This window comes from Novosphingobium sp. JCM 18896, from assembly GCF_025938095.1.
Lineage (GTDB): Bacteria > Pseudomonadota > Alphaproteobacteria > Sphingomonadales > Sphingomonadaceae > Novosphingobium.
In genome coordinates this window covers 352,660-377,881 of sequence record NZ_JAPCZF010000003.1, presented here as the reverse complement: position 1 = coordinate 377,881, position 25,222 = coordinate 352,660, and the positions used below count along the sequence as shown (strand labels likewise).

General features: G+C 67.7%; 30 protein-coding genes. 19 read left to right on the top strand and 11 right to left on the bottom strand.

Annotation, left to right across the window (positions count from 1 at the left end; genetic code table 11):
* Positions 1–88: 88 nt before the first annotated feature.
* The gene (locus OLX23_RS12140) at positions 89–1,021 is read right to left on the bottom strand and encodes a TauD/TfdA dioxygenase family protein (RefSeq protein WP_264445259.1); all 933 of its coding nucleotides are present in this window, start codon (positions 1,019–1,021) and stop codon (positions 89–91) included.
* 113 nt (positions 1,022–1,134) lie between these two features.
* Between OLX23_RS12140 and OLX23_RS12135 the strand changes: the two genes are divergently transcribed.
* A complete protein-coding gene (locus tag OLX23_RS12135) occupies positions 1,135–1,791 on the top strand; it encodes a glutathione S-transferase family protein (protein ID WP_264445258.1) in 657 nt (218 codons plus the stop codon).
* Between the two features lie 73 nt (positions 1,792–1,864).
* Positions 1,865–2,053: a hypothetical protein gene (locus tag OLX23_RS12130; protein WP_264445257.1), complete on the top strand. Its 189-nt coding sequence runs from the start codon at positions 1,865–1,867 to the stop codon at positions 2,051–2,053.
* A gap of 37 nt (positions 2,054–2,090) precedes the next feature.
* Here the strand turns inward: OLX23_RS12130 and OLX23_RS12125 are convergent, their stop codons facing one another.
* Both OLX23_RS12125 and OLX23_RS12120 read right to left on the bottom strand, forming a co-directional pair.
* Positions 2,091–2,651, bottom strand: coding sequence for a GNAT family N-acetyltransferase (locus tag OLX23_RS12125; RefSeq protein WP_264445256.1), 561 nt, complete (start codon positions 2,649–2,651; stop codon positions 2,091–2,093).
* 269 nt (positions 2,652–2,920) lie between these two features.
* The gene (locus tag OLX23_RS12120) at positions 2,921–3,595 is read right to left on the bottom strand and encodes a response regulator transcription factor (protein ID WP_264445255.1); all 675 of its coding nucleotides are present in this window, start codon (positions 3,593–3,595) and stop codon (positions 2,921–2,923) included.
* Between the two features lie 294 nt (positions 3,596–3,889).
* On the opposite strand from OLX23_RS12120, the gene OLX23_RS12115 reads away from it, so the two are divergent.
* From OLX23_RS12115 to OLX23_RS12090, 6 genes are all read left to right on the top strand, one after another.
* A complete protein-coding gene (locus OLX23_RS12115; protein ID WP_264445254.1) occupies positions 3,890–4,783 on the top strand; it encodes a UDP-2,3-diacylglucosamine diphosphatase in 894 nt (297 codons plus the stop codon).
* Complete coding sequence (locus OLX23_RS12110; RefSeq protein WP_264445253.1) at positions 4,780–5,853, top strand: glycosyltransferase family 4 protein; 1,074 nt, start codon at positions 4,780–4,782, stop codon at positions 5,851–5,853. Before OLX23_RS12115 ends, OLX23_RS12110 begins: the two co-directional genes overlap by 4 nt.
* Positions 5,854–5,930: 77 nt before the next feature.
* Positions 5,931–7,889 (top strand): PQQ-binding-like beta-propeller repeat protein, encoded by a 1,959-nt coding sequence (locus tag OLX23_RS12105; RefSeq protein ID WP_264445252.1) that lies wholly within the window; start codon positions 5,931–5,933, stop codon positions 7,887–7,889.
* A gap of 79 nt (positions 7,890–7,968) precedes the next feature.
* On the top strand, positions 7,969–8,553 hold the full coding sequence (locus tag OLX23_RS12100; RefSeq protein WP_264445251.1) for a PadR family transcriptional regulator: 585 nt from the start codon (positions 7,969–7,971) through the stop codon (positions 8,551–8,553).
* A gap of 9 nt (positions 8,554–8,562) precedes the next feature.
* Positions 8,563–8,847, top strand: a complete 285-nt coding sequence (locus tag OLX23_RS12095) for a DUF2218 domain-containing protein (protein WP_264445250.1) — start codon at positions 8,563–8,565, stop codon at positions 8,845–8,847.
* A 77-nt stretch (positions 8,848–8,924) separates the two neighbouring features.
* A complete protein-coding gene (locus tag OLX23_RS12090) occupies positions 8,925–9,629 on the top strand; it encodes an HPP family protein (RefSeq protein ID WP_264445249.1) in 705 nt (234 codons plus the stop codon).
* Here the strand turns inward: OLX23_RS12090 and OLX23_RS12085 are convergent.
* Positions 9,626–10,138 (bottom strand): YybH family protein, encoded by a 513-nt coding sequence (locus OLX23_RS12085; protein WP_264445248.1) that lies wholly within the window; start codon positions 10,136–10,138, stop codon positions 9,626–9,628. The two genes, OLX23_RS12090 and OLX23_RS12085, sit on opposite strands and share 4 nt — an antisense overlap.
* 113 nt (positions 10,139–10,251) lie before the next feature.
* Between OLX23_RS12085 and OLX23_RS12080 the strand changes: the two genes are divergently transcribed.
* From OLX23_RS12080 to ribA, 6 genes are all read left to right on the top strand, one after another.
* The gene (locus tag OLX23_RS12080; RefSeq protein WP_264445247.1) at positions 10,252–11,013 is read left to right on the top strand and encodes an HpcH/HpaI aldolase family protein; all 762 of its coding nucleotides are present in this window, start codon (positions 10,252–10,254) and stop codon (positions 11,011–11,013) included.
* Positions 11,014–11,113: 100 nt separating this feature from the next.
* Positions 11,114–12,241, top strand: coding sequence for a GGDEF domain-containing protein (locus OLX23_RS12075; RefSeq protein WP_264445246.1), 1,128 nt, complete (start codon positions 11,114–11,116; stop codon positions 12,239–12,241).
* Positions 12,242–12,385: 144 nt separating this feature from the next.
* A complete protein-coding gene (gene rpmG / locus OLX23_RS12070) occupies positions 12,386–12,553 on the top strand; it encodes a 50S ribosomal protein L33 (protein WP_086490179.1) in 168 nt (55 codons plus the stop codon).
* A 42-nt stretch (positions 12,554–12,595) separates the two neighbouring features.
* The gene (locus OLX23_RS12065) at positions 12,596–13,261 is read left to right on the top strand and encodes a LolA family protein (protein WP_264445245.1); all 666 of its coding nucleotides are present in this window, start codon (positions 12,596–12,598) and stop codon (positions 13,259–13,261) included.
* A gap of 345 nt (positions 13,262–13,606) precedes the next feature.
* Entirely contained in the window at positions 13,607–14,398 is a 792-nt protein-coding gene (locus tag OLX23_RS12060) for an exodeoxyribonuclease III (protein ID WP_264445244.1), read from the top strand.
* Positions 14,399–14,427: 29 nt separating this feature from the next.
* Positions 14,428–15,465: a GTP cyclohydrolase II gene (ribA, locus tag OLX23_RS12055; protein WP_264445243.1), complete on the top strand. Its 1,038-nt coding sequence runs from the start codon at positions 14,428–14,430 to the stop codon at positions 15,463–15,465.
* 186 nt (positions 15,466–15,651) lie between these two features.
* Here the strand turns inward: ribA and OLX23_RS12050 are convergent, their stop codons facing one another.
* From OLX23_RS12050 to OLX23_RS12040, 3 genes are read right to left on the bottom strand one after another with little or no spacing between them, the layout of a single operon-like run.
* Positions 15,652–15,951, bottom strand: coding sequence for a hypothetical protein (locus OLX23_RS12050; protein WP_264445242.1), 300 nt, complete (start codon positions 15,949–15,951; stop codon positions 15,652–15,654).
* 57 nt (positions 15,952–16,008) lie between these two features.
* Positions 16,009–16,362 (bottom strand): hypothetical protein, encoded by a 354-nt coding sequence (locus tag OLX23_RS12045; protein ID WP_264445241.1) that lies wholly within the window; start codon positions 16,360–16,362, stop codon positions 16,009–16,011.
* Between the two features lie 47 nt (positions 16,363–16,409).
* The gene (locus OLX23_RS12040) at positions 16,410–17,360 is read right to left on the bottom strand and encodes a right-handed parallel beta-helix repeat-containing protein (RefSeq protein ID WP_264445240.1); all 951 of its coding nucleotides are present in this window, start codon (positions 17,358–17,360) and stop codon (positions 16,410–16,412) included.
* Positions 17,361–17,487: 127 nt separating this feature from the next.
* Here OLX23_RS12040 and OLX23_RS12035 point away from each other — a divergent pair, with 127 nt between their 5' ends.
* Entirely contained in the window at positions 17,488–18,381 is an 894-nt protein-coding gene (locus tag OLX23_RS12035) for a DMT family transporter (RefSeq protein WP_264445239.1), read from the top strand.
* On the opposite strand, the gene OLX23_RS12030 is transcribed toward OLX23_RS12035, so the two are convergent.
* The 3 genes from OLX23_RS12030 to OLX23_RS12020 are packed head-to-tail and all read right to left on the bottom strand — an operon-like array spanning position 18,378 to position 21,615.
* Complete coding sequence (locus tag OLX23_RS12030) at positions 18,378–18,791, bottom strand: nuclear transport factor 2 family protein (protein WP_264445238.1); 414 nt, start codon at positions 18,789–18,791, stop codon at positions 18,378–18,380. The two genes, OLX23_RS12035 and OLX23_RS12030, sit on opposite strands and share 4 nt — an antisense overlap.
* Positions 18,788–21,127, bottom strand: a complete 2,340-nt coding sequence (locus tag OLX23_RS12025) for a xanthine dehydrogenase family protein molybdopterin-binding subunit (RefSeq protein ID WP_264445237.1) — start codon at positions 21,125–21,127, stop codon at positions 18,788–18,790. The genes OLX23_RS12030 and OLX23_RS12025 overlap by 4 nt, the downstream gene beginning before the upstream one ends.
* Entirely contained in the window at positions 21,124–21,615 is a 492-nt protein-coding gene (locus OLX23_RS12020) for a (2Fe-2S)-binding protein (protein WP_264445236.1), read from the bottom strand. Before OLX23_RS12020 ends, OLX23_RS12025 begins: the two co-directional genes overlap by 4 nt.
* Before the next feature lie 151 nt (positions 21,616–21,766).
* Between OLX23_RS12020 and OLX23_RS12015 the strand changes: the two genes are divergently transcribed.
* Positions 21,767–22,405, top strand: coding sequence for a LysE family translocator (locus OLX23_RS12015; RefSeq protein ID WP_264445235.1), 639 nt, complete (start codon positions 21,767–21,769; stop codon positions 22,403–22,405).
* Here OLX23_RS12015 and OLX23_RS12010 read toward each other — a convergent pair.
* The gene (locus tag OLX23_RS12010; protein ID WP_264445234.1) at positions 22,402–22,608 is read right to left on the bottom strand and encodes a hypothetical protein; all 207 of its coding nucleotides are present in this window, start codon (positions 22,606–22,608) and stop codon (positions 22,402–22,404) included. The two genes, OLX23_RS12015 and OLX23_RS12010, sit on opposite strands and share 4 nt — an antisense overlap.
* A 196-nt stretch (positions 22,609–22,804) precedes the next feature.
* On the opposite strand from OLX23_RS12010, the gene OLX23_RS12005 reads away from it, so the two are divergent.
* Genes OLX23_RS12005 through OLX23_RS11995 form a run of 3 tightly spaced genes read left to right on the top strand, consistent with a single transcriptional unit; the run spans position 22,805 to position 25,221 of the window.
* The gene (locus tag OLX23_RS12005; protein WP_264445233.1) at positions 22,805–24,577 is read left to right on the top strand and encodes a DEAD/DEAH box helicase; all 1,773 of its coding nucleotides are present in this window, start codon (positions 22,805–22,807) and stop codon (positions 24,575–24,577) included.
* A complete protein-coding gene (locus OLX23_RS12000; protein WP_264445232.1) occupies positions 24,574–25,032 on the top strand; it encodes a YaiI/YqxD family protein in 459 nt (152 codons plus the stop codon). The genes OLX23_RS12005 and OLX23_RS12000 overlap by 4 nt, the downstream gene beginning before the upstream one ends.
* A gap of 9 nt (positions 25,033–25,041) precedes the next feature.
* Positions 25,042–25,221 carry a hypothetical protein gene (locus OLX23_RS11995; protein WP_264445231.1) on the top strand — a complete coding sequence of 60 codons (180 nt, stop codon included), beginning with the start codon at positions 25,042–25,044 and terminating at the stop codon, positions 25,219–25,221.
* The last annotated feature ends 1 nt before the right edge of the window (position 25,222 follow it).

Below are 25,222 nucleotides of genomic sequence, written 5' to 3'. Positions count from 1 at the left end.
TTCCAACCAGTCACCCTGACGGGGACCGATCCCTCCTCCCGTCAACCAACTCAGCCCGGCTCCCCAAGGAGCCGGGCTTTCTTTTTGGTCAGGCGGCGCCGCTGAGCTCGGGCGTAGTCTCGAAGCGGCCGAGGCCGTAGTCGCCTTTGATCGTCGTGCGGTGGACGATGCGCTCCTCGTTCGGATTGCAGCCGCAGGCCTCGTGCAGCACGCGCCAGTTGTCCCAGATCACCATGTCGGTCGCGTGCCACTGGTGGTAGTAGGGCTTGATCACGCGCATCGCCTCGTCCCAGATCTCGGAAAGCAGCGCGAAGGCGGCCGGACTCTCGTCGCCGACCAGGCCCTGGCAGCCATAGGGCGTCATGTGGAACACCTTCTCGCCGCTGTCGCGCGTCCAAACCGCAGGGTGAATCGAGCGCGGCTTAGAGGCGATCATCGCTTCCATGTCGATGTCGTGCGGGCGCAATTCGCGGAAGGTCTTGGGCAGGCCGAACTTCTGGTGCGTGTAACGCAGGTCGAGATTGTAGAGCACTTCCAGCGTTTCGGCCTTGGCGCGGATCGCCGGGTCCATGTCGCGCCAGATTTGCGCGCCGTCGGCGAAGCCCGTCTTGCCGCCGTCCTTCGCGATCTTGATCGAGCGCAGCACCCCGGCGCGGTTGAGCTCGTCGTTGTAGGCATGATCGAAGTGCCAGGGCTGCCAGGTGATCAGCGGCTTGCCGTCGATCTCGACCACGCATTTCTCATCGCCCGTGGCGATCTCGATCACGCCGGTCAGCGCGCTATCGTCGCGGTCCGCGCGTGCGACGGTGTTGACCGGGTGGTCCTTGAGCGGGCCGAACACGGTGCTGACCGCGACCTGCATCTGCGCCGTCGGCTCGACATCCTCGAAAACGATGACGCCGCGATCCTCGAACAATTGCTGGAGCCGGGCGCGGATGTCCTCGTCCTGCAACTGTCCGGCCGTCAGACCACCGACCCGAGCCCCGAAAGGCAGACCTTCCTCGAGCGCACGAATATCCATGGCATCCTCCTTGGCACCTTGCCGGTGCCTGATCGTTTGAGCCAGTCTATGTCTTATCGCTCGCGATGCACAGGCCTGCCACATGCCTGTAGCGGAAAGCCCGGAGCCCGCCGATGACCGTGACCATCACTGCATTCGAAAGCTCACCCGATCGCGGCCGCGGCCTGGCGCGCGACATGCGCGTGCGCTGGGCGCTCGAGGAAGTGGGGCTGCCGTATGCGGTGCGGCTACTGTCGTTCGCGGCGATGAAAGAGCCCGCACATCTGGCGCTGCATCCCTTCGGACAGATTCCGACTTACGAAGAAGGTAATCTCGCGCTCTTCGAATCGGGCGCGATCGTGCTGCATATCGCCGAGCGCCATGCCGGCCTATTGCCCGACGACGCCGACGCCAGGGCTCGTGCTATCGGCTGGATGTTCGCGGCACTCAACACTCTGGAACCGCCGATCGTCGAGTGCACGATGGCGCAACTCTTCGAGCAGGACAAACCCTGGTACCGTGATCGCCAGACCATGCTCGACGACCGCGTCCATGTTCGGCTCCGCGAGCTTTCGGCCCACCTCGGCGAAGCCGAATGGCTCGACGGCGGCTTCAGCGCCGCGGACCTGCTCATGATCACGGTCCTGCGTCGTCTCGAACGATCGGGCCTTCTCGAACTCTATCGCAACCTCACCGACTACATCGCCCGCGGCGAGGCGCGCCCGGCCTATCAGCGCGCTTTCGCCGCACAATTGGCCGTATTCGAGAGCAGCCAGGTCGCAAGGGGCTAAGCCTACACCCTTTCTGTCATCACATTGACTTGCGGACGGGCGACAAAGCGGTGCGGGAAGAGGAGCAGATCACATGCTCGAAGCACAGATGAGCACTTTCGAACGACGCATCGCCCAGGAAGAACGCCTGGCGCGCGAGACGCCCAACCAGGACATGGCCATCGCCCACCACCAGTTGGCCATGCTCTACAAGGCCGAACTCGCGGTCGAGCGCAAGCGGCGGGCCCGCGCGGTCAGCCAGACGCTCGCCGAGATCTGGTGAGCGCCCGGCTCGCAGCCGAATTCGTCCGAGGACCCGTTCAGTGCAGTGCGGCCGACTGGCTCGGCGCGTGATAGAAGCGCGCCGTACCCTTGGCACCGCTGCGCTCGAAGATCACGAGTTCCTGATTGCCGCAGGACCGCAGATCACGGGCTTCGTAGCCCAGCTTGATCGCGAGGTTCAGCGACGGTGTGTTTGCGCTGTCGACGATACAGTAGGTTCGCCGGCCGGCGAACCGGGCGGCATACCAACCGTGTACGGCCTGCGCAGCTTCCAGCCCCAAGCCGCGACCGCGGGCCTGCGCCGTCAGGTACCAGCCGGCCTCGTCGCATCTGGACAAGTGCTCACCGATGTCGCGCTGCATATTCACGAGGCCCGTCTCGCCAGCATAGTCCCCGGTCGCCTTGTCCACCACGGCGAGCAGACCATAGCCGAACATCGCCCAATGCCCCGCCGCAGCGAGAATGCGCTGCCAGGCGTCTTCCTGCGACAGCGTTTGGCGCGACGGGAAGCGGTCGACCGGCTCGCACAGCATCGCCCAATACGCGGCGAAATCCTCGGTCGTGTAGGGCCGGAGAATGAGACGCTCGGTTTCGATCACGGGCAATACCGTCGGCCAGAGTGAAGGTGGGGAAGCGGAACTCCCCGGGGGAACGCCACCGCGCTTTGCGAAGGTCGCAAGGAGCCACCCCTGCCAGATCAATCCGGCAGGCCCGAGCGCGATTTTCGTTGCGGTAACGAGGCCGGACTATGCCGGATCGCGCACCGAGTCCATGGCTCGGACCGCGGGTTCAGACCATCGTCTAGGGACTTGTGGACAAGTCGTCGCGCGCCGTTTCCCGCGCGCGATCCACCACCTCCTGTGCGGGCTCAGAGCGAGTCGAAGACGTAGCCCAGCGAGCGCACCGTGCGCAGCGGATTGCCCGCACCGGCAGCCCGCAAGGCGCGCCGCAAGCGGCCGATCCAGACGTCGACCGTGCGCTCGTCGACCGGCGGCTCCTGCTTGCCGAGCGCAGCGATCAGCTGCGAACGCGTGAACACGCGCCCGGGATGCTCGACGAAATAGCGCAGCAGACGGAATTCGTTGGGCATCAGCGGGATCGGCTTGCCCTGCCAGCGCGCCTGGAAGGCAGCGAGGTCGATCGTCAGATGGCCGAGCGTCACCGCGCGCAGCGCGCCGGCATCGTGATCGCGCATCTGCAAGGACAGCACGCGGTCAAGCAGCGCGGCGCGATCGACTGGGCCCACCATATAGTCGTCGGCACCGGTGCGCAGCGCGCGGCGGCGCGATTCCTGGTCGTCCTCGTCGAGGATCATGGTGATGTGCGCTTGCGCGGTCAGCGGATCGCAGCGCAGCCGCCGGCACAGCTCCAGCCCCGAGATATCGGGCAGGACCCAGTCGACGAAAGCCCAGAGCGCGCCTTCGAGCAGCGGCAGTTCGCCAAGGTTCGTCCAGCGGTGAAACACCGCTTCCAACTCGCCGTGGCGAAAGGGCGCAATGCCGCCCTCGATGTCGTTCGTCAGTAAGATATCAATGTGACGCATCCGCACGCCCCTGCCATTCACGCGCGGGTCATGCCGAAGTCATGTGACGCATACATGACGGTTCGATGACGCGCCCAAGAAAGCGCACGCGCAGGCCAGATAGACCGCAGCTCAGTAGCCTCGCCCTCCACAGAGCGATCGCGCAGTATTTGCGAAGCAACGGGTTATCCGCACTGCCGGTGATCGCATTCGCGACACAGTCCATCCGCGGCTGTAATTGAAGTGCAACCGCCCTGTCATTCGCACGCAACCTACCGCGACTATCCGCAAGCCAGATTTGGCAAAGGATATCCGATGCTATTTGATGAAGGCGGCCTGGTCGAAACCAAGGGTCGCAAGACCAGCACTTCGGGGAACATCCCCAAGTGGCTCGACTTCCCCGATCCCCGCTCGTTCCGCCCCAAGCGCAAGCACCGCACGGTGTGGATTTCGGACGTCCATCTCGGCACGCGCGGCTGCAACGCGACCATGCTGGTGGACTTCCTGCGCTCGATCGAGTGCGAGACGCTCTATCTCGTGGGCGACATCGTCGACGGCTGGCGGCTGCGCAAGGGCTGGTACTGGCCCGACGCGCACAGCGAGGTCGTACGCCGCGTACTCAAGATGGCGCACCGCGGCACGCGCGTGGTGTTCATCGCCGGCAATCACGACGAGATGCTGCGCTCCTATGCCGGCATGACCTTCGGCGGGGTCGAACTCGCGCTCGAAGCGGTCCACGAGACCGCCGACGGTCGCAAGCTGCTGGTCACCCACGGCGACAGCTTCGATGGCGTCGTGCTCTACGCCAAGTGGCTCGCCTTCCTCGGCGACAAGGCCTACTCGCTGCTGCTGCGCTCGAACATCTGGGTCAACGCGATCCGTCGGCGGCTGAAGCTGCCCTACTGGTCGCTGTCGTCCTACATGAAGAAGCGCGTCAAGAACGCGGTCCAGTACATCGGCTCCTATGAGGAAGCCGTGGCGCACGAGGCGATCCATCGCGGGCTCGACGGCATCGTCTGCGGCCACATCCACTGCGCCGAGATCCGCCAGATCGGCGGCATCACCTATTACAACGACGGCGACTGGGTCGAGAGCTGCACGGCCCTGGCCGAAGACTTCGCCGGCCACATCACGATCATCGACTGGGCGCGCGAGACCGCGGCCGCCGGCGCCGAAAGCGCCGGCCAGAACATGGAGATTCCGGCATGAGACTCGCGATCGCCACCGACGCCTGGTACCCGCAGGTCAACGGCGTGGTCCGCACGCTCTCGGCCACGGTCGTAGAGCTCGACCGCCGCGGCCACGAGGTAGAGCTGATCACGCCGCAGCGCTTCCTGACCGTGCCGATGCCCGGCTATTCGTCGATCCGCCTGGCCATGGCGCCGCGCTTCGGCGTGCGCCGGATGCTCGACGCCTTCCAGCCCGAAGTCGTCCATATCTCGACCGAAGGCCCGATCGGCTGGTCGGCGCGCGGCTGGTGCCTGGCACGCGGCGTGCCCTTCACCACCGCCTTCCACACGCGCTTCCCCGAATATGCGGCGGTCCGCACGGGCATCAGCGCCGAGCGCTTCTGGCCGATCATGCAGCGCTTCCACGCGCCGAGCCGCGCGGTAATGGTCGCGACCGAACGCCTCGGCGCCGAACTGGCCGGGCGTGGCATCGAGCAGACGCGCCCCTGGACGCGCGGCATCGACCACTGGCTGTTCCGCCCGACCGGCGATCATCACCCCGCCTTCGCCAACCTGCCGCGACCGATCATGCTCAACGTCGGCCGCGTCGCGCCCGAGAAGAATCTCGAGGCCTTCCTCGACGCCAAGGTCGCGGGCACCAAGGTCGTCGTCGGCGACGGCCCCTCGCTCGAGGAACTGCGCAGCCGCTATCCCGACGTCGTCTTCCTCGGCGCGCTGTCGGGCGAAGACCTGGCCGCCGCCTATCGCAGCGCCGACTGCTTCGTCTTCCCGAGCATGACCGACACCTTCGGCATGGTCGTGATCGAGGCACTTGCCTCGGGCCTGCCGGTTGCTGCCCTGCCCGTCGCCGGCCCGCTCGACATCCTCGGCTACAACGGCCGCGGCGTCGCCGACGACATGCCTTTCACGATCGCCGCGGTCGAGAACGACCTGACCCTGGCGATCGAGAAGGCCCTGCGGCTCGACCGCACCTCGGCGGCCGTGTTCGGCGCGCGCTATTCGTGGGAACGCGCCACCGATCAGTTCCTCGCCGCCGTGCAGAGTGCAACGCGCCGCTCGGAGCCCGAGCGCGCGCTCGAACCGGCCTGAAACCGCCCGGATGGTCTTTTCGCATCGGTTGACGCGGCGATCCCGCCCGGTAGGCTACCGGGCGGGAGAAACAGATCATGGCCGAACGCATCGAATACGATGGAGCCGTGCGCGCGCCTTCGAGGGACGCCGCTTCGCAATCCTTTCGAAGCATCATCCTGCTGCTCGCGGCAGCGCTGTGCCTTATGCTGCCCCTCAGCACCTACGCGGCAGCACCTCCTCCCGAACAGCACCCGCGCGACTGGACCGGCCTTTCCGCCGAGGCCGATAGCCGCTTTGCTGCCGGCGCCGCGATCTACAAGCAGGCCTGCGCCGCCTGTCACGACACCGGGGTCGAGCGCGCGCCGCAGCGCCGCGCGCTGCAAGACCTGACTCCCGCGACGATCCGTCGGGCGCTGAGCGACGGCGTGATGCGCGAACAGGGCTCTGCGCTTTCCGATGCTCAAAGAATCCAGGTCGCCGAGTATCTTGCCGGACGCGCTTTCGTACCGCCGAGCGACGCGGCGCTCCGGCGCTGCGACGCTACCCACGCAAGCTTTGACCTGAACGAACCGCCCGCGTTTTCGGGCTGGGGTCTCGATGCCGCGAACAGCCACGCCGTACCGGCCAATGCCACCGCGATCACCCGCAGCAACGTCGGAAGCCTGCGGCTCAAATGGGCTTTCGGCTTCCCCGATGCCAACCGCGCCCGCTCGCAGCCCGCCATCGCAGCCGGCGCGATCTTCGTCGGCAGCCACAACGGCGGCGTCTATGCGCTCGATCGTGCGACGGGCTGCCTGCGCTGGCGGTTCGAAGCCGACGCCGAAGTGCGCACCGGCATCGTCGTCGCCCCCTGGCGCGCCGGTGACACCAAGGCCCGGCCACGTCTCTATTTCGGTGACGTTTCGGGCAATGCCTATGCCATCGACCTGCTGGCGGGAACGCTGGTCTGGAAGGTCGTGGCCGACAGCCATCCATCGGCCACGCTGACCGCGGCGCCGACGCTTCACGACGGCACGCTGTTCGTCCCGGTCTCGTCGATCGAGGAGGCCGCGGCGGCCGCGCCGAACTACGCCTGCTGTTCGTTCCGCGGCTCGGTCCTGGCGCTCGACGCGGCGACGGGAAAGCAGATCTGGCGCACCTGGCTTGGGCCGGCCGCCACCGTGCGCGCGACCAATGCCCAAGGCATCGAGCGGCTCGGGCCGGCGGGTGCTGCCGTGTGGAACAGCCCCGCGATCGATGCCAGGCGCGGCCAGCTCACCGTGGCGAGCAGCGACAACTATTCGGCCCCCGCCACCGAGCTCAGCGACGCGATCATCGCCATGGACCTGAAGACCGGCCGGATCCGCTGGCACTATCAGGCGCTGGCCGGAGACATGTGGAACGTCGCCTGCTTCTCGAAGACCAGCGACGCCTGCCCGAATCCGCAAGGACCAGACTATGGCTTTGGCGCGGCCACGGTGCTCGCCCGCACGCGCGACGGGCGCGAACTGGTGATCGCCGGGCAGAAGTCCGGCTGGGCCTTCGCTGTCGATCCCGATGACGGCAAACTCGTCTGGCGCCAGCGCGTCGGCCGCGGCGGCGTGGGCGCGGGAATCTATTTCGGCATGGCAGCGGTCGACGGACGCCTGTTCGTGCCCGTGACCGATCGCGCCGACGGACAGCCGCACGATCATCCTGCGAGTCCCGGACTCCACGCACTCGACCTCGGCGACGGCAGCTTCGCTTGGCGCGCGCTCGCACCCGACACTTGCGCCGGCCGGGCCGGCTGCGATCCCGGCTTCGGCAGCGCGATCACCGCCACGCCCGAACTCGTCGCCGCCGGCGCCGACGACGGCCACCTGCGGATCTACGGCACGGCGGACGGCAAGCTCCTGCTCGACATCGACACGGTCCGCGATTTTCCGACGGTCAACGCCGTCGCGGCCAGAGGCGGCGCGATCGGCGGCGGGGCCGCACCGATCTTCCACGGACGCAACCTGATCGTCAGCTCGGGCTACGGCTACGCCTCCAAGCTGCCCGGCAACGTGCTGCTGGTCTACGAAGCGGCCGACTGAATCCCCACGATTTCGACCTATCAAGAATTATTCTCGATATATCTTGATTTTCGATATATCGCGATATAGATCTCTTCCCATGATGAAACACAGACATCGCGGCATGGGCCGCCACTTCACCCACGATCACCCCTTCTGCGAAATGCGTGGCGGCTTCGGCCGGCACGGCGGCCACACCCGCCTTGGCGACAGAGAGGGCGGACGCCGCGGCGGACGCCTGTTCGACTATGGCGAACTGCGCCTGCTCGTTCTGGCGCTGATCGCCCAGGCACCGGCACACGGCTACGAGCTGATCAAGACGATCGAGGACCGCTTCGGCGGCGCCTATACGCCCAGCCCCGGCGTGATCTATCCGACGCTCTCCTGGCTCGAGGATTCGGGCTATGCCCGAGTCGAGCCCGAAGGCGGACGCAAGTCTTATGCGATCACCGACGAAGGCCAGGCCTTCCTCGCCGCCAACCAGGACGCTGCCGATGCACTGTTCCGCCGCGGCGGGCACGACGGCGAAGGCCGCCGCGGTCGCAGCCTTCAGGTCATGCGCGCCATGCACAACCTCAAGACGGCGCTGCGCATGCGGCTCACCAGCGGCCCCAACGACGAAGCCACGATCGAGGCGATCGCCGCCGCGATCGACGAGGCCGCCCAGAAGATCGGCAAGCTCTGAGGATCGACCATGACCAACAGTCACGCTGAAATCGTCACCCCGCGCGCGAGCCGCTATCTCCAGCAGCTCTGCAAGCACTTCGCCCACAAGCTGCCGGTGACCTTCGATCCGGCGGCAGGCAAGATCAGCTTCTCGATCGGCGACTGCGACCTGCGCGCCGACGACGAACGCCTCCGCCTCGAACTCACGTCGCCCGACGGGTCGCAGCTGACCCAGCTCAAGGACGTGGTGATCCGTCACCTCGTCCGCTTCGCCTTCCGCGAGGACCTGGCCGTGGTCTGGAAGGAAGCCTGAAAGAGAAGCTTGCTTGAGATCGCCCGAACCGCTCCCTAGGTGCGCATCAGTTCGGGCAATCTCGGGTGGCTTCGTACATGCAGATCTTTCGGCCGCTCCTCGCCGGCGCCAACTGGCGCGACCGCGTGGTGGCCTGCATCGGCGCGCTGATAGGCATCCTGCTGACCTCGATCCTCTGCGCCCAGATCCCCCTTCCCGTCGCCGACCTGCCGCTGCTGGTCGCGCCGATCGGCGCTTCGGCGGTGCTCGCCTTCGCAGTACCCGCCAGTCCGCTCGCCCAGCCCTGGCCGATCGTCGGCGGCAACACCGTTTCGGCACTGGTCGGCGTCGCGGTCTACCGCCACGTCCCCGACCCGGCGCTGGCCGCAGGCCTCGCGGTGGGTAGCGCGATCCTCGTCATGTCGGTCCTGCGCTGCCTGCATCCGCCGGGCGGCGCGGCGGCGCTGACCGCGGTGATCGGCAGCCCCGGCATCCACGCCGCCGGCTATGGCTTCGCTTTCGCGCCGGTGGCGATCAATTCGATCGCGCTGGTCTCGCTTGCGATGTTCTTCCACCGGCTCAGCGCCCATTCCTATCCGCACCAAGCAGCGCTGCCCGCCGACGATCGCGACACGGTGCGCGTCGCCGCCGGCTTCCATGCCGAGGACATCGACCGCGCGCTCGAAGACCTGCACGAGAACTTCGACATCAGCCGCGAGGATCTCGACCTGCTGCTGTCGACCGCCGAGATCTATGCCCGCGAGCGCGAGGCCGCACCCGACCGCGGGGCGATCTCGGTCTAGACCTTGAGCCCCCACCGCGCCGTCGCGGTGTCCGCCGGCAGCGCGTCGCGCGGAGGCATGCCCGGCGGCGGGCCGTAGTCGGGAAAGTCGTAGAACGTCCCCGTCAGATCGGGATCGCCGCGGTAGAGCATCTGGAACAGCCGCCAGTCGAACAGCCAACGGCCGTCCTGTTCGACGAAATGCTCATAATAGAGCCCCATCGAAATGTTGGTATCGCCGTTCTTCCAGGCGCAGCGCTCGTCGATGTAGGTGCGGCCAGAGGCAACGCCCTCGCCAACCTGCAGGATCGGCGTGCGAAAACTGATCAGCACGCGGTTGAAGCGCGACAGGATTGCCGCAATCGTCTCACGTATCTGCGCGCGTCCCTGGAGCACCATGCCCGATATGCGCCACTCGCCGTCCTCGGTGAAGCATTCGGCGAAAGCGTCGAAGTCCTGGCGCCAGACCGCATCGGTATAGCGTTCGTGCAACTGACGGATGCCGGCTTCCGCCGCCACGAAATCGCTCATGTGTCCGCTCCCGGTTATGGTGCGACTATCCCCAAGCCCACCATGCCCCGCAAGGAGAGATTGATCGCGGCCGATCGAGGCGCCAAGGCGGTGCCAGCAATGAAAGGCCTCCGATGACCGGCGATTCCCTCAAGCAGCGTCTCCTGAGCGGCAACAAGCAACTCGGCCTCGTCGTGCTGCTGCCCTCGCCTGACGTCGCCGAGATCCTCGGCCATGCTGGGCTCGACATGGTGATGATCGACCACGAACACGGCAGCGGCGGCCTCGCCGACTTCGTCGCGCAGGACCGCGCCCTGGCGGGCAGCGGCACCCTGTCGATGGTACGCGTGCCGCACGGCGAACTCGCCTATGCCCAGCGCCTGCTCGACAATGGCGCGCAGGCGATCGTCTATCCGGGCGTCGACACCGCCGAACAGGCCGAAGCCTTCGTCCGCGCCTGCCGCTATCCGCCGCACGGCCACCGCGGCGCCGGCGCGGGCCTGCGCGCGGCACGCTATGGCATCGACGGCGGCTACTACGAGCCGGCGGTCGAAACGGGTCGCCTGCTCGTTGCCCAGATCGAATCCGCGCGCGCGGTCGAGAACGTCGATGCGATCTGCGCGGTCGACGGGGTCGACATGCTGCTGCTCGGCCCGCGCGACCTGTCGGCCTCGATCGGCAAGCTCAACCGCTTCGACGATGCCGAACTGCAAGGGCTGATCGAACACGCCGCCGCGCGCATCCGCGCTTCGGGCAAGCTGCTCGCCTCGACCCTGCTTCCCGGACGCACCGCGGCGCAGATGTTCGCCGAGGGATACGACCTTCTCCTGGCGGGGAAGGACACCGATTTCCTGGTGGATGGTGCACGTCGCCTGACCGAGACCGCCCGGGTCTGACCCGTACACCCGTTCAGCCTTTATAAACGGCGGCTCACTTAATCGCGCCAGTCAGCGTTGGGGTCGCATCCGGCGCAGTATTTGGTGCCGTATTGACGCTATGCCGCAACAAAACCAACAGGACTCGCTCCAGGTCGAGCTGATCCGCAGTCTTTTCGCCGAGACCGCGCCCGCCGTCATCATGTCGGCGAGCTTTCTCGTCGTCGGCAGCCTGATCGCTTGGGAAACCCGGAACCCGCTGCTGGCAATCCTGGTCGCGATCGGCACGATCACCACGGTGGCGAGACTGATCTTCGTCTTCCGTTTCAAAGGCGAAGCGCAAGCGCCAGATCTCTCCATCGAACGCGCGCGCCTGCTCGAACGCGGCTTCGCGATCGCCTATTTTGCCTTCGCCGGCGTGCTCGGCATGTTCGGCTATTACGCGATGAGCCTGTCGCATCCGGGCGTGCACATGCTGGTGATGGCCATGCTGGTCGGTTATGCTGGCGGAGTCGCCACCTGCATCGCCCTGCGCCCGCGCATCGCCGTGCCGAGCATGCTCGCCGCGATCATCCCCCCGCTCAACGCCGCGCTGATGCAGCCCGACGTCTATTACTGGGCGACCGCACTCCTCGCGAGCGCCTTCCTGATCGGCGGCATCCACAACCTGCATCGCCGCAACGCGCGCGCGGTACAGAGCATAAGCCGCCGCCTGGCCTTCTCGACGCTCGCCCGGCAGGACGGCCTGACGGCACTGCCCAATCGCCTGGCGCTGCGCGAATGGTTCGACGAGCGCGTGGCCTTCGCCAGCGATCCCGGCATCGTCGCGGTCCATTTCCTCGATCTCGACGGCTTCAAGCCGGTGAACGACAACTTCGGCCACTCGGCCGGCGATGCGCTGCTCGCCGCCGTCGCCAAGCGAATCGCCGGTACGATCCGCGCCAGCGACACGGCTGCACGCCTCGGCGGCGACGAGTTCGCGATCATCCAGCGCGGGCTCGGCAGCGCCGACGAGGCCGCGCAGTTCGCACGTCGCCTGGCCAGCGCCATCGCACGCCCCTATCGGATCGAGCGCCAGAACGTCGAGATATCGACCAGCCTGGGCTATGTGGTGGCCGAACATGGGGCCGAAGACCTCGAATGCCTGCTGAGCCTGGCCGACGAGGCGCTCTATGCGAGCAAGCGGCGCGGCGGCGGCGTGACCGAGTGGACGCCCGATCTCGACACGACGCACCGCTGCGCCGCATAGTTTTTCGTGCCCGCAGGCGGCTCTGGCGCTTGACTCTGGCCCCGCCTTGCCGCAAGGGCGCTGCCTTCCGGGGCGGCGAGCTTTCGCCGCTCTGATCGTTTTTGTGCCGCCGGGTGCGGCTGGATGAAAGTTTAGGAACGCGCCATGGCGAAGCCCGCAACCGTCAAGATCCGTCTGGTCTCGACCGCCGACACCGGTTTCTTCTATGTCACCAAGAAGAACCCGCGGAACACCACCGAGAAGATGACGTTCCGCAAGTACGATCCCGTCGTGCGCAAGCACGTCGAGTTCAAGGAAGCCAAGATCAAGTAAGGTTCAGCGCGAGTTCAAGGCGCTGACCATAGAGGGCAGTGCATGAACCGTGTGATCCATATCTTGAAGAAAACCGCTTGCGCCGCCGCTTTGGCGGCGCCTGTCGTTTTCGGCGCCGTCGTTTCTGTCGTTCCCGTTTCGCAGCCGGCGCAAGCCCAGGCACAGCCGAATCAGCTCGACCAGGCCGTCGCGGCCCTGCGCGGCATCTCGACGATGCGCGCAGACTTCGTCCAGACCGACCGCAACGGCCAGCGCGTCTCAGGCGTGATGACGCTCAAGCGTCCCGGCCGCATCCGCTTCCAGTACCAGCAAGGCGTGCCGTTGCTCATCGTCTCCGATGGCAAGGCGCTGACCATGATCGACTACGAGGTCCGCCAGGTCCAGCGCTGGCCGATCACCAACAGCCCGCTCGGCGCGCTGCTCGATCCCAATCGCGACGTCGCGCGCTATGGCACGCTCCAGCCGACCGGCGACCCCAGCGTTATCTCGATCGAGGTGCGTGACCGTTCGCATCCCGAATACGGCGTCATCACGCTGATCTTCATGCGCAAGGCTTCGGCACCGGGCGGTCTCGAATTGGTCAACTGGGTCGCTCTCGATTCGCAGAACAAGCGGACCACGATCCGCCTGTCGAACCATCAGTACGGCCAGCCGGTGTCGGACAACACTTTCAAGTGGAACGATCCGCGTTCCCCGTCTCGTCGATGAACCACAACGCGTCGTCGCACTTCGTTCTCCCGGTGCGACAAACTGCGACAGATTTCCGGGAGTCGTTCACTTGGCAGAAAGCACGGAAGCCCTAAATATACAGGTGTCAGCGCGGCTTGAGGCGGGTTTCCCCCCTGTTGCCCGCGCCTCCTGGTAGGCCGCTCTGACAAGCGTGACGAACGCACAAAGGAACCCTCGTCCCTCTTGCCCCCGGGACGAGGGTTTTCTTTTGTCGGCCTCCCCCGATGCCGCCCCATAGAACGACGCAACCCGTCGCGCTTTCAGCCGGCCTAGTTTCAGCCAGTGGGCTGGAAATCCGGGATCGGGCTCCCTAAAGCCCATCGCATGGTCAAGATCGCCACCTGGAACATCAACTCCGTCCGCCTGCGCGCGCCGCAGGTCGAACGCTTCCTCGCCGAGCAGGCGCCCGACGTCCTGTGCCTGCAGGAGATCAAGTGCGCCGAGCACCTGTTCCCGCACGAGGTGTTCGAGAAGGCCGGCTACACCCATCGCGCGGTCCACGGCCAGAAGGGCTATCACGGCGTCGCCACGGTCAGCAAAATCCCACTGCGCGAGTTCAGCCGCCACGACTGGCAGGACAACGGCGAGGCCCGCCACGTCGGCGTCGAACTGCTCGGCGAAGGCAAGGGCTTGATCCTCGAGAACGTCTACATCCCCGCGGGCGGCGACATTCCCGACCGCGAAGCCAATCCCAAGTTCGGCCAGAAGCTCGACTTCCTGGAGCGCATGACCCGCTGGGCCGACAAGCTCGACCGCCCGACCCTGATTGTCGGCGATTTCAACATCGCCCCGCTCGACTGCGACGTCTACGATCACAAGGCGCTGATGAAGGTGGTCAGCCACACCGCGATCGAGATCGAGACCTTGCAGCGCTTCGCCGACGCGCACGGCTGGGTCGATCTCGGCCGCAAGCACATTCCCGCGCCCGAGCGCAACTGGACCTGGTGGTCGTACCGCACCTTCTGGCAGGAGAAGGACCGCGGCCGCCGGCTCGACCACATGTGGGCCTCGCCCGACCTGGACAAGCAGTCGACCGGTCACCGCTTCGTCGAGGAAACCCGCCGCTGGGACCAGCCTTCGGACCACGTGCCGCTGATCACGGAGTTCGATCTCTGAGCACCGGCGAACCTTCGGGCGCCCGGCGCGTGGCGCTAGCGATCGACGCGCTACGCCACGGCTGGCCGATCGCGCTGGACGGCGCCTTCACGCTGTTGCCCGCCGAGACCGGCTTCGGGGCCGATGTTTCCGCGGCGCGTATGCTGATTTCCTCGGCGCGCGCGGTCACGCTCAAGCTTGCCAACCAGCGCGAGGCGGCGGCGCCCGAAGCGCCGGTGCTGATCCGCGCGGCCGAGCCGTTCGACCTGCCGATCGCCCGCACAGTCGCCGATCCGGCGCTCGACCTGCGCTATCCGATGAAAGGGCCTTTCGCCGCCGATCACCTCGATCACGCCGAGGCGGCACAGGCGGCGATGGAACTGGCGCGGCTGGCCGGCGTGCTGCCCGCCTTTCTCGTCGATCCGGCTCCCGCCGGCGAGGCCCAGGCGGTTTCGGCGGCCGATCTCGCCGAATGGAAGGACACCGCGCGGCTCTCGATCGCGGCACGCGCGCGCCTGCCCGTCGCCGCGGCCGAAGATGCCGAGATCGTCGCCTTCCGCTCGGCCGACGACCTACGCGAACACGTCGCGCTGGTGATCGGCAAGCAGAACGGCGACCGCGCACCGCTGGTCCGACTGCATTCCGAATGCCTGACCGGAGACATTCTCGGCAGCCTCAAGTGCGACTGCGGCCCGCAGCTCGACGCCGCGCTCGCGGCCATGGCGGACGAGGCCCGGAACGGCGGCTGGGGCGTCTTGCTCTACATGCGCCAGGAAGGCCGCGGCATCGGCCTGATCAACAAGCTGCGCGCCTATGGCCTGCAGGACCAGGGTTTTGACACCGTCGACGCCAACAACCGCCTCGGCCTTCCCAGCGAGGCGCGCGACTTCCCGGTCGCCGCGCGGATGCTCGAACTGCTCGGCGTCCATGCGATACGGCTGATGACCAACAATCCCGAGAAGGTCCGGGCGCTCGAAGCCGAGGGCGTGACCGTGGCCGAGCGCGTGCCGCACCAGTTGCCGGCCAACCCGCACAATGCGCGCTATCTCGATACCAAGCGCGACCGCACGGGGCATCTGCTGACCTAAAAAACCCTCCCGGAATGGGGAAACGGAGGCTGCGGCGCGGAAGGGCGCCGGAGGGCGAGAAGGCGCTAGGGGTGCGCCAGGGGGATCGGTACTCGCCACTCTCCAGGGGACAGCCCCCTTCCCCATTCCGGGAAGGAGTTGGGACGGAAGCCGGGGGTCCAGGCCGGCTCCGTCCACGTCAGACGGTCAGAAAGCCCGCCAGACGATCACGAGAACGAGAAGCCCGGCCAGACCCGCGATCAGCAGGCCCTTGATCCAGTCCTTGCCCGAGATCGGGTCGATGTGTTCGGCGCGGAAGCGGCGGTAGGGCTCGGCGATGGCCGGATTGCTGGCGACCATCGCCACGTCGAGCGCGGTCGCCTCCTTGCGGAACCAGCCGAGCAGCGCGGCAAGGCGCTCTTCGCTGAGGTTAGGATAGTCGGCGAGCGCCGCTTCCATGTGCGTGCGGCGCTTGGCACGCGCCGCATCGGTCTGCATATCTTCCATGAGTAACATCCTGATCTTGCATGCGAAACCTGCGCAAAAAGCGCAGGACGGCAGAGATCAGGCGCGCGGCGGTGCGCGCGGGGCAGCGTTCCAGGAACGGAATTCGAAGGCCGGCGGTCCCGTCGAATCGGGACGCGGTGCCGGCAGTACGGCCAATTCGGCGGTGCGTGTCGCCACGATTGCCAGCGGCTCGAAGAACGGCACCAGCGGCTGCGGGGCCACGGCCTGCCGCTGCACCCTTTCGCCACGCTGCACGTAGAGCGCGACTTCCTGAGTGCTGGCCGAGAAGGCAGAACCGCTGCGCCGCTCGAGCGACGGCGGCGCGGTGTCGAGCGCCTGCAGCCCGATCGTCGCCAACAGCAAGGCCGCCCAAAGGCGGACGAGCGTCAGGGAAGGCAGGCTGCGGAGCATAGGCCCCAGGTAGGCGGCAGAGACTGAATGCGCAATGAAAGAGCGCGTCAGCGGTGGTCGTTGCGCAGGATCCCCGCCGCCAGGGTGTTCGCGCCGATCACCAGTTGGTCTCCCGACCAGTCTGCAACGAAGGTGCTTTCGCGCTGCACGCCGGGTACAAAGCGCGCGTCGTTGCGCTCGACCGTCAGGCCGTTCGAACTGTGCTCGCGGGCCTCGGCGCCGACGGCGATGAAGGCCGACCAGTTCTCCTTGTTCTCGCCCTGGACGAACAGGTTGTCGGCGATCCGCCCGGTCGCGCCTGCGGGCAGGTCGATCATATAGTTGGTGCCCTGGCCCTGGCTGTCGTCGAAGCTCGAATTGAGCACCGCGACCTGCCGCGCGCGGCTCTTGAGGTAGTGGCCGCCGCGGCCCGCCTCGAAGCGGCTGCGCGTGACGGTCAGCGCGCCGTAGTTGCCGATGTAGAGCCCGTGGGCACAGCCGCCCGATCCCTCGCAAGTGCCGAGACCCGAAAAGGTCGACTTGTCGATCGTCACCGTCGAACGCGGATCGTCGGCCGAGAGGATGCCCTGCTGGCTGTCGCGGAACCAGGTCTGGCTGACCGTGAGATTGCCGCGCTCGAGCCGGATACCCGCGCCGTTCATGTCGCCGACGTGGATGTCTGCGAAGACCAGCCCCTCGATCCGCGCCGAGCGGCCGCGCAGGACCAGTGCCGCCTTGCCCTCGCAGGCGACGCCGCCGATCACCGACTGGCCGGGCTCCTGCGCGACATAGGTGATGTCACCCGCTTCCTGGACTGCGCAGTCCTGGAAACGCGCGGTCATGAAGCGGATCGTGCCGGTGCGCCCGCCAATCGCGTTCACAGCGTCCTGCAGCCGCTTGTAGGTCTTGCCGGTCTCGACGACGGTATAGGGTGCGGCGGGTGACTGCTGGGCATCGGCCGGGAAGGCGGCGAGAAGCACCGCGAGCGGCGCGAATCCGAGGCGGAATAGGGTTTTCATCGATCGTCTCCTATCGCGCACGCGCCGAGGCCACACGCGCGATTCCGCGTGCGTCCAGCCGCGGCACACCATGATCTCAAAGGATTAACGGTTGACATAGCGCGCCCGGAGCGGCTTGCCGCGGGCCATGAACGAGAACACCGCCGCGCCGCGATACGACTGGACCTGGCGGCATCTCGCGGCGCTGCTCGGCGGCAATTTCGCGCTCGCACTCGGCCCCTGGTCGGTGCGGCTGTCCGATGCCGGACCGGTCGCGACGGGGTTCTGGCGGCTGACCCTGGCGCTTCCCTTGCTGCTCCTGCTCGCCATGGCCAACCGGCAGAAGCTCGTCGGTTTCAGCCGCCGGACCTGGTTCGGGGTCGCAGGCGCAGGGCTGTTCTTCGCCGCCGACCTCGCCGCCTGGCACGTCGGCATCCATGGCACGCGGCTCGGCAACGCCTCGCTGTTCGGCAATTCGGGCAGCCTGATCCTGATGGTCTGGGGCGTGATCGCGCTGCGCCGCGCGCCGCACCGCGGCGAATGGCTGGCGCTCGGCGCCGCCAGCGCGGGTGCGGCGATCCTGTTCGGCCGCAGCCTTGAGATCAGCACCGAGACCTTGGTCGGCGACCTGCTCTGCCTGCTCGCCGGGTTCTTCTACGCCTTCTACATCCTGCTGCTGCAAAGCGAGCGCGCGCAGTTCGGCAACTGGTCGCTGCTGTTCTGGTCGAGCGCCGCCGGCGCTCCCTTCCTGCTCGCCGCCGCGCTCTGGATGGGCGAGACGGTGATGCCGCACAACTGGTGGCCGCTGTTCGCCCTGGCGCTCGGCAGCCAGATCATCGGCCAGGGCCTGCTGGTCTACGCCCTGCGCCACTTCCCGCCGCTGATCATCGGCTTGACCCTGCTGACCCAGCCCTCGGTCTCGATCGTCGCCGGCTGGTTCGCCTTCAACGAGACGCTGGGGGCCTGGGACCTTGCGGGCATGATCCTCGTCGCCGCCGCGCTGGTGCTGGCGCGTGCGGGGGAGAAGCCGGCTGCGTCCTAACGCCCCGCCAGCAATTCCACGATCGGCAGCGGGTTGAACCATTCGGTGTGCTCGACCACCTGGCCGTCGCGCACACGAGTCAGCATAACGTAGTCGTTGGCATAGGGATCGCCATTGGCCATCACCACCTGCGACCGCGCGGTGGTCACGAAGAGCCCGGGCTCCTCGGTGGCGCGGATCTCGACATCGACCCAGTCGAAGCTCCGCTTGGTCCCCCAGTGATGCCCGAGCGTGTCGCGCGCTTCGTCGAAGCCGGTCATTACCGGCACGACGCCCGGCGGGGCATAGGGCAGCCGCACGACCACGTCGGGCGAAACGCGTTCGTCCCAGGCCTCGGCCGGTCCCATCGCGGTGATCGCCATCCAGTGGCGGATCAGCGCCTTAGCGTCGGTGCTCCCGGCTTCGCTCATACCGCCTCCTCCATCCGCGTCGCAGCCTCGGCGCGCTCGATGTGTTCGAGCACTCGCGGCGGCGACAGCGGCAGCGCGACGTCGAGCGGCCCGAACGGCGCGAGCGCATCGGCGATGGCGTTGACCAGGGTCGGCGGACCGATGATCGCCCCGCCCTCACCCACGCCGCGCATGCCGCCGATCGTCTGCGAGGGCGTGTTGGCGTGGAGGTATTCGAAGTCGGGGATGTCGGTATAGGCCGGCATCAGATAGTCCTTGAACGTCGCCGCCAGCGGATTGCCGCGATCGTCGTAGGGCATCTCCTCGAGCAGGACCTGGCCGATCGCCTGGGCGAGCCCGCCGGCGATCTGGCCCTCGACGATGCCCGGGTTGATGATCGTGCCGCAGTCCTCGCTCGACACCCAGCGCTTGATCGCGACGAAGCCCGTCTCGGCGTCGACTTCGACCACGCAGGCGTGCGCGGCGCTGGTGAAGGTCATCGGCGGCGGCTGATAGCGATACTGCGCCTCGAGCCCGGTCTCCATGCCTTCGGGCAGGCGGAAAGGCTCGCCATGCGCGATCTCGGCGACCTCGCGCAGCGGCCGGCTCATCTCGGGGGCGCCGGCGATGTGGATCATGCCGTCCTCGATCGTGATCGTCTCGACGCTGGCGTTGTAGAGATGCGCGGCGATGCGCTTGACCTTGTCGGCGAGCAGTTCGGCCGCACGCCACGAGGCACCACCGGCAATCACACCCTGGCGGCTGCCCGCCGCGCTGGGGCTGTAGGAGCCGATCGCGGAATCGCTGTCGAACACGGTGACGTCGTCATAGGCCACGCCCAGCCGGTCGGCGATGACCTGCGCCATCGTCGTCGCCATGCCGTGGCCCTGCGAATGGGTCGAGAGCATGGCCGTGACCTTGCCCGTCGCCTCGATCCGCACTTGCGCGGTCTCGCCCGTCAGCGGGGTCATGATCCCCGCGACCGCGGTCGGCTCGACATAGGTCGTCACGCCGAGGCCAAGGTAACGCCCCTGCTTCCGCGCCGCGGCCTGTTCCTTGCGGAATGCGGCGACGTCGACCTCTGACAGCAACTTCTCGAGGCATTCGTAGGGGGTGATGTCGGTGACCGTGATATCCATGCCCGTGGTCATCGGCTGGTCTTCGCAGCGCACGAGGTTGCGCCGGCGCAGTTCGATCGGATCGAGGCCGATCTGCCGCGCGGCATCGTCGAGCAGGGTCTCGCGGATCAAGGATTCGAGCGCCCAGGGGCCGCGATAGCCCCCCAGCCCCATCGTGTTGGTGTACCAGCCGCGCGTGTGGAACGAATAGGCGGGCAGCTTGTAGGCCGGCCACATAAACATGTGCACGGCGATGTTGCAGTCCTCGCCCATCGGCCAGGCGCCGTTGTTGATACTGCAATCGCCGTGCGCGGCCAGCAAGCGCCCCTCGGCATCGAAACCCGCGGTCAGGGTGATCTCCTGCTCACGCGCATGGCTCGACGCGGTCAGCGATTCGAAGCGATCCTCGATCCACTTGAGCGGCCGGCGGAACAGCTTGGCGGCGACGATCACCGCCATCTCCTCGCGCCAAGGCATGTTCTTGAGCCCGAAGGCGCCGCCGACGTCCTTGGCGACGACGCGGATCGATTCCTGCGGCACGCCGAGCACGGTCGAGACATAGCGCGCGACGAAGTGCGGGCTCTGGCACGAGATGTGGATCGTCAGTTCCTCGGCCCCGTCGAACGAGGCGACGCAGGCGCGCGCCTCCATCGGCGACTGGGCGATGCGCTGGTGGCGGACCGTCTTGGTGACGCGGTGCGCGGCCTTGTCGAGCATCGCCTGGACCGCTTCGGGGATCTCGGCCGCGCCCATTTCCTGCGAGCAGTTCGACTCCGTCCCCGGATGCACCAGCGCACCGCGTGCGGCATCGGCGATCGTGACGACCGGGGTTTCCTCGTCGATCTCGAGCTCGACCAGTGCGGCGGCGTCCTCGGCAATCGCGCGGCTCTCGGCGATGACCAGGGCCACCGGATCGCCGACGCAGGCGACACGTCCGTTCGCCAGCAGCGAGATCGGTGCGGCGATCGGTGTGAAGAAGAAGGTCATGAGTTGGATCGGCACCTGACCAAGGTCGTCATGCGTATAGATCGCGTGGACGCCGGGCAGATCGCGCGCGGCGTCGAGGTTGAACGAAACGATCCGTCCGCGCGCCACGGGCGAGCGGACAAAGACGCAGTGGAGCATGCCGGGCATGCGCACGTCGTCGGTATACTGCCCGCGCCCCGTGAGCAGCCGCGCGTCTTCCTTGCGCGGCGCACGCTTGCCGACCATGCGGCGGAACGGGACGTTCGCGTTCATGCGTGCTCTCCGACGGGCTGCGCGGTTCCGGTCAGTTGGCGGATCGCGCGGCGGATGCCCTGATAGCCGGTGCAACGGCAGATATGCCCCGACATCGCGGCCTCCAGGTCCTCGACCTCCGGCTTGGCCCCGCTCGTAGTGAGCGCCGCGAGCGTGATCGCGACGCCGGGGGTGCAGAAGCCGCACTGCAGCCCGTAGTTGTCGCGCAGCGCCTGCTGGACCGGATGGAGGCTGCCGTCGGCCTCGGCCAGCCCCTCGACCGTGGTCACCTCGCCGCCGTCGGCCTGGACCGCGAGCATCAGGCACGAACGCACTGCCAGCCCCTCCAGCATGACCGTGCAGGCGCCGCAGACGCCGTGTTCACAAGCCAGGTGCGTGCCGGTATAGCCGAGCTCTTCGCGCAGGAACTCACCCAGGCTGGTGCGCGCCTCGACCGTCGCCGCGTGACGGCGGCCGTTGACGGTCAGTTCGATGCGATGCTCGCTCACCGGCGCTTCCCTCTCTGTCTCCGCCTTTTCGGCCTGGCACGAAGCATCCCGCGAGGCGGCGGCCGAGGTCAACCGCAATAGTCAGCACGAAGCGCCCCCGCGTGCCAAACTAGGTGTCCGCAGCGGCAGCTTGCCCTAAGGGCATGGCGCAATGCTCGATCCCGCCCGCCTCGCCGCCTTCACGCTCGTCACCGGCGCGACCAGCCTCGTGCCCGGGCCGCAGATGCTGTTCGTCATGACCCAGGCCGCCTGGCGCGGGCCACGCGCGGGCATGGGCGCACTGGCCGGACTGCAGATCGGCAATCTCTGCTGGTTCGTCATGGCCGGGCTCGGCCTCGGCGCACTCGCGACCGCTTCGCGACATGCCTTCACCGCGCTCGCCGTCGTCGGCGCGCTCTATCTGGCGTGGCTGGGCGTGCAGGCGATCCGCGATGCGGGGAAAGGCGGGCCGGTCGAAGCCGCGCCGCCGCGCCGCGCACGATCGGCCAGTCTGCGCGACAGCCTGGCGATCGCGCTGAGCAATCCCAAGTCGCTGGTCTACGTGCTCGCGCTGCTGCCGCCCTTCGTCGATCCGCGCCAGCCGGTGGCGCCACAGCTGGCCGTGCTCGCGGCAATCGCTGTCACCTGCGACTTCCTGATCGGCTCGGTCTACGTCGCGGCAGGCAGCAAGCTCGCGGCGGCGATGCAGCGTCCCGCGCTGCGCGCCCGGCTCGAATGGGGCGTGGGCGCGGTGTTCCTGCTGATCGCCGCCGGGGTGCTCATCGGGCTGGTGCGCAGCGGCGGGATCTAGCTGTCCAGCTTGAACGTCCCGTCGGGGAACTGCATCGTCCGGTTGAGCCGGTCGATCACCTCTTCCATCGGCTCGACCACGGTCACGCTGCGACCCTCGCCGAAGCGGATGCGGGTGCCCTCGGTAACCGACGATATGAAGGTGACCTGCGAGGCATTCACCGCCGTCACAACGCGATCGACGCTGGTGAACTTCACGAACATGCAGGGCTCCTCCTTGTTGTCTGGACAGGGATGGTAGCGGTTTGGCTCGGCATAGCCAGCCGAATTGCGCCGCATACCTTGGTATGAAGGCCGCATTTTCGTTGTGTTGCGACTGCGAAGGGCCTATCGCGCGCGTCATATGCGGACCCGCGGCCCGACCGCAGGCCAAGCGGCGTCGCCCTTACAAGCAGAGAACATGACCTTTCAGAACCTTCCCGCGCTTCTGTCCGAAGCGCTCGCAGCGCGTGGCTATGAAGCCCCCACCCCCGTCCAGGCCGCCGTACTCGAACCCGAAGCCGAGGGACGCGACCTGATCGTCTCGGCACAGACCGGCTCGGGCAAGACCGTCGCGTTCGGCCTCGCCATGGCGCCGCAACTGCTCGACGAAGCCGGCCGCCCGCGCATGGCGCAGAGCCCGCTGGCGCTGGTCATCGCACCGACGCGCGAGCTGGCGCTGCAGGTCAGCCGCGAGCTGTCGTGGCTCTACCAGGCGGCGGGCGTGCGCGTCGCCACCTGCGTCGGCGGCATGAACCCCTCGGTCGAACGCCGCGCGCTGTCCTATGGCCCGCAGATCGTCGTCGGCACCCCCGGCCGCCTCCGCGACCATCTCGAGCGCGGCGCGCTCGACCTGCGCGAGCTGGCCGCGGTCGTGCTCGACGAGGCCGACGAGATGCTCGACATGGGCTTCCGCGAGGACCTCGAGGAGCTGCTCGACGGCACCCCCGAGACCCGCCGTACCCTGCTGTTCTCGGCGACGATGCCGCAGCCGATCGTCGCGCTCGCGCGCCGCTACCAGCGGGATGCCCTGCGCATCTCGACCGTCAGCGAGAACCGCGGCCACGGCGACATCACCTACCAGGCGATCGCCATCGCCCCGGCCGACATCGAACGCGCCGTGGTCAACCTGCTGCGCCTGCACGAGGCCGAGACCGCGATCCTGTTCTGCGCCACGCGCGACAACGTCCGCCACCTCCATTCGAGCCTGACCGAACGCGGCTTCGCCGTGGTCGCGCTGTCGGGCGAGCACAGTCAGAACGAGCGCAACCACGCGCTGCAGGCGCTGCGCGACCAGCGCGCGCGCGTCTGCGTCGCCACCGACGTCGCCGCGCGCGGTATCGACCTGCCCAGCCTGACGCTTGTCATCCACGTCGAGATCCCGCGCGACGCCGAGACCTTGCAGCACCGCTCGGGCCGCACCGGCCGCGCCGGCAAGAAGGGTACGGCGATCCTGCTCGTGCCCTATCCGCGCCGCCGCCGCGTCGAAGGCATGCTGCGCGGTGCGCGCATTCCCGCCGAATGGGTCAATGCCCCCTCGGCCGCCGACATCCGCGCCGCCGACAGCGAGCGCATGCTTTCCGCTCTGCTCGCGCCCGTCGAGATCGAAGACGAGGACCGCGAGCTCGCCGCCAAGCTGATGGCCGAGCGCAGCCCTGAGGAGATCGCCGCCGCGCTGGTCCAGGCGCACCGCGCAAAGATGCCCGCGCCCGAGGAGCTGATCGCCACCGACGCGCCGCCGCCGCGCGGTCCGCGCGAAGGCTTCGAGGGCAGCGCCTGGTTCCGCATGAACGTCGGCCGCCGCCAGAACGCCGATCCGCGCTGGATCCTGCCGCTGATCTGCCGCCGCGGCCACGTCAGCCGCAGCGACATCGGCGCGATCCGCCTGGCCGCCAACGAGACGCTGTTCGAGATCGCCAGCCCGGTCGCCGCGCGCTTCCTCGACGCGGTCCAGCGCACGGCCGAAGAGGACGACGGCGTCGAGATCATCCCGGCCGACGGCGCGCCGCGCGAGGACGCCCGCCGCAACCGCCGCGAGCATCAGGGCGGACCGCGTACGCAGTATAATCCCGCCGGCAATCCGGGGCCGCACAAGCCCAAGCCCTATCACCGCGACCGCCAGGGCCCCGATGGTCGCCCGGGCAAGCCCTATCACAAGAAGGGCGCCTGGAAGCAGCGCTCGGAGCAGCGTTGAGCGGACTCCGCATCCTCGTCGATGCCGACGCCTGCCCGGTGAAGGAGGAGATCTACAAGGTCGCCTTCCGTCACGAGGTGCCGGTGACGATCGTCTCCAACAGCCCGATCCGCGTGCCGCAGCACGCGCTGATCGACCGCATGGTGGTGAGCGACGGCTTCGACGCGGCGGACGACTGGATCGCGGAACGCGCCGATGCAGGGGCGGTCTGCATCACCGCCGACATCCTGCTCGCCGATCGCTGCCTCAAGGCCGGCGCCGTGGTGATTGCCCCCAACGGCAAGCCCTTCACCACGGCCTCGATCGGCAGCGCCATCGCTACACGCGCGATCATGGCCGACCTGCGCGCCGGCGGCGAACAGCTCGGCGGCCCCGCGCCTTTCGCCAAGGCCGATCGCTCGCGCTTCCTCTCGGCGCTCGACGAAGCGCTCGTGAAGTTGAAGCGCGGACGCTAAGGGACGGACATGGCCGAAAGATTCGAACGACACCGCCAGCCCTGGACCGCCGACGAGATCCAGAAGCTCCACACGCTCGCCAAGAAGGGCATGGCGCTCAAGGCCATCGCCAAGGCGCTCAAGCGCAGCGAGGAATCGACCAAGGATCGCGCCAAGGCCGACGGGCTGAGCATCGCCAAGCTGCGCTGAC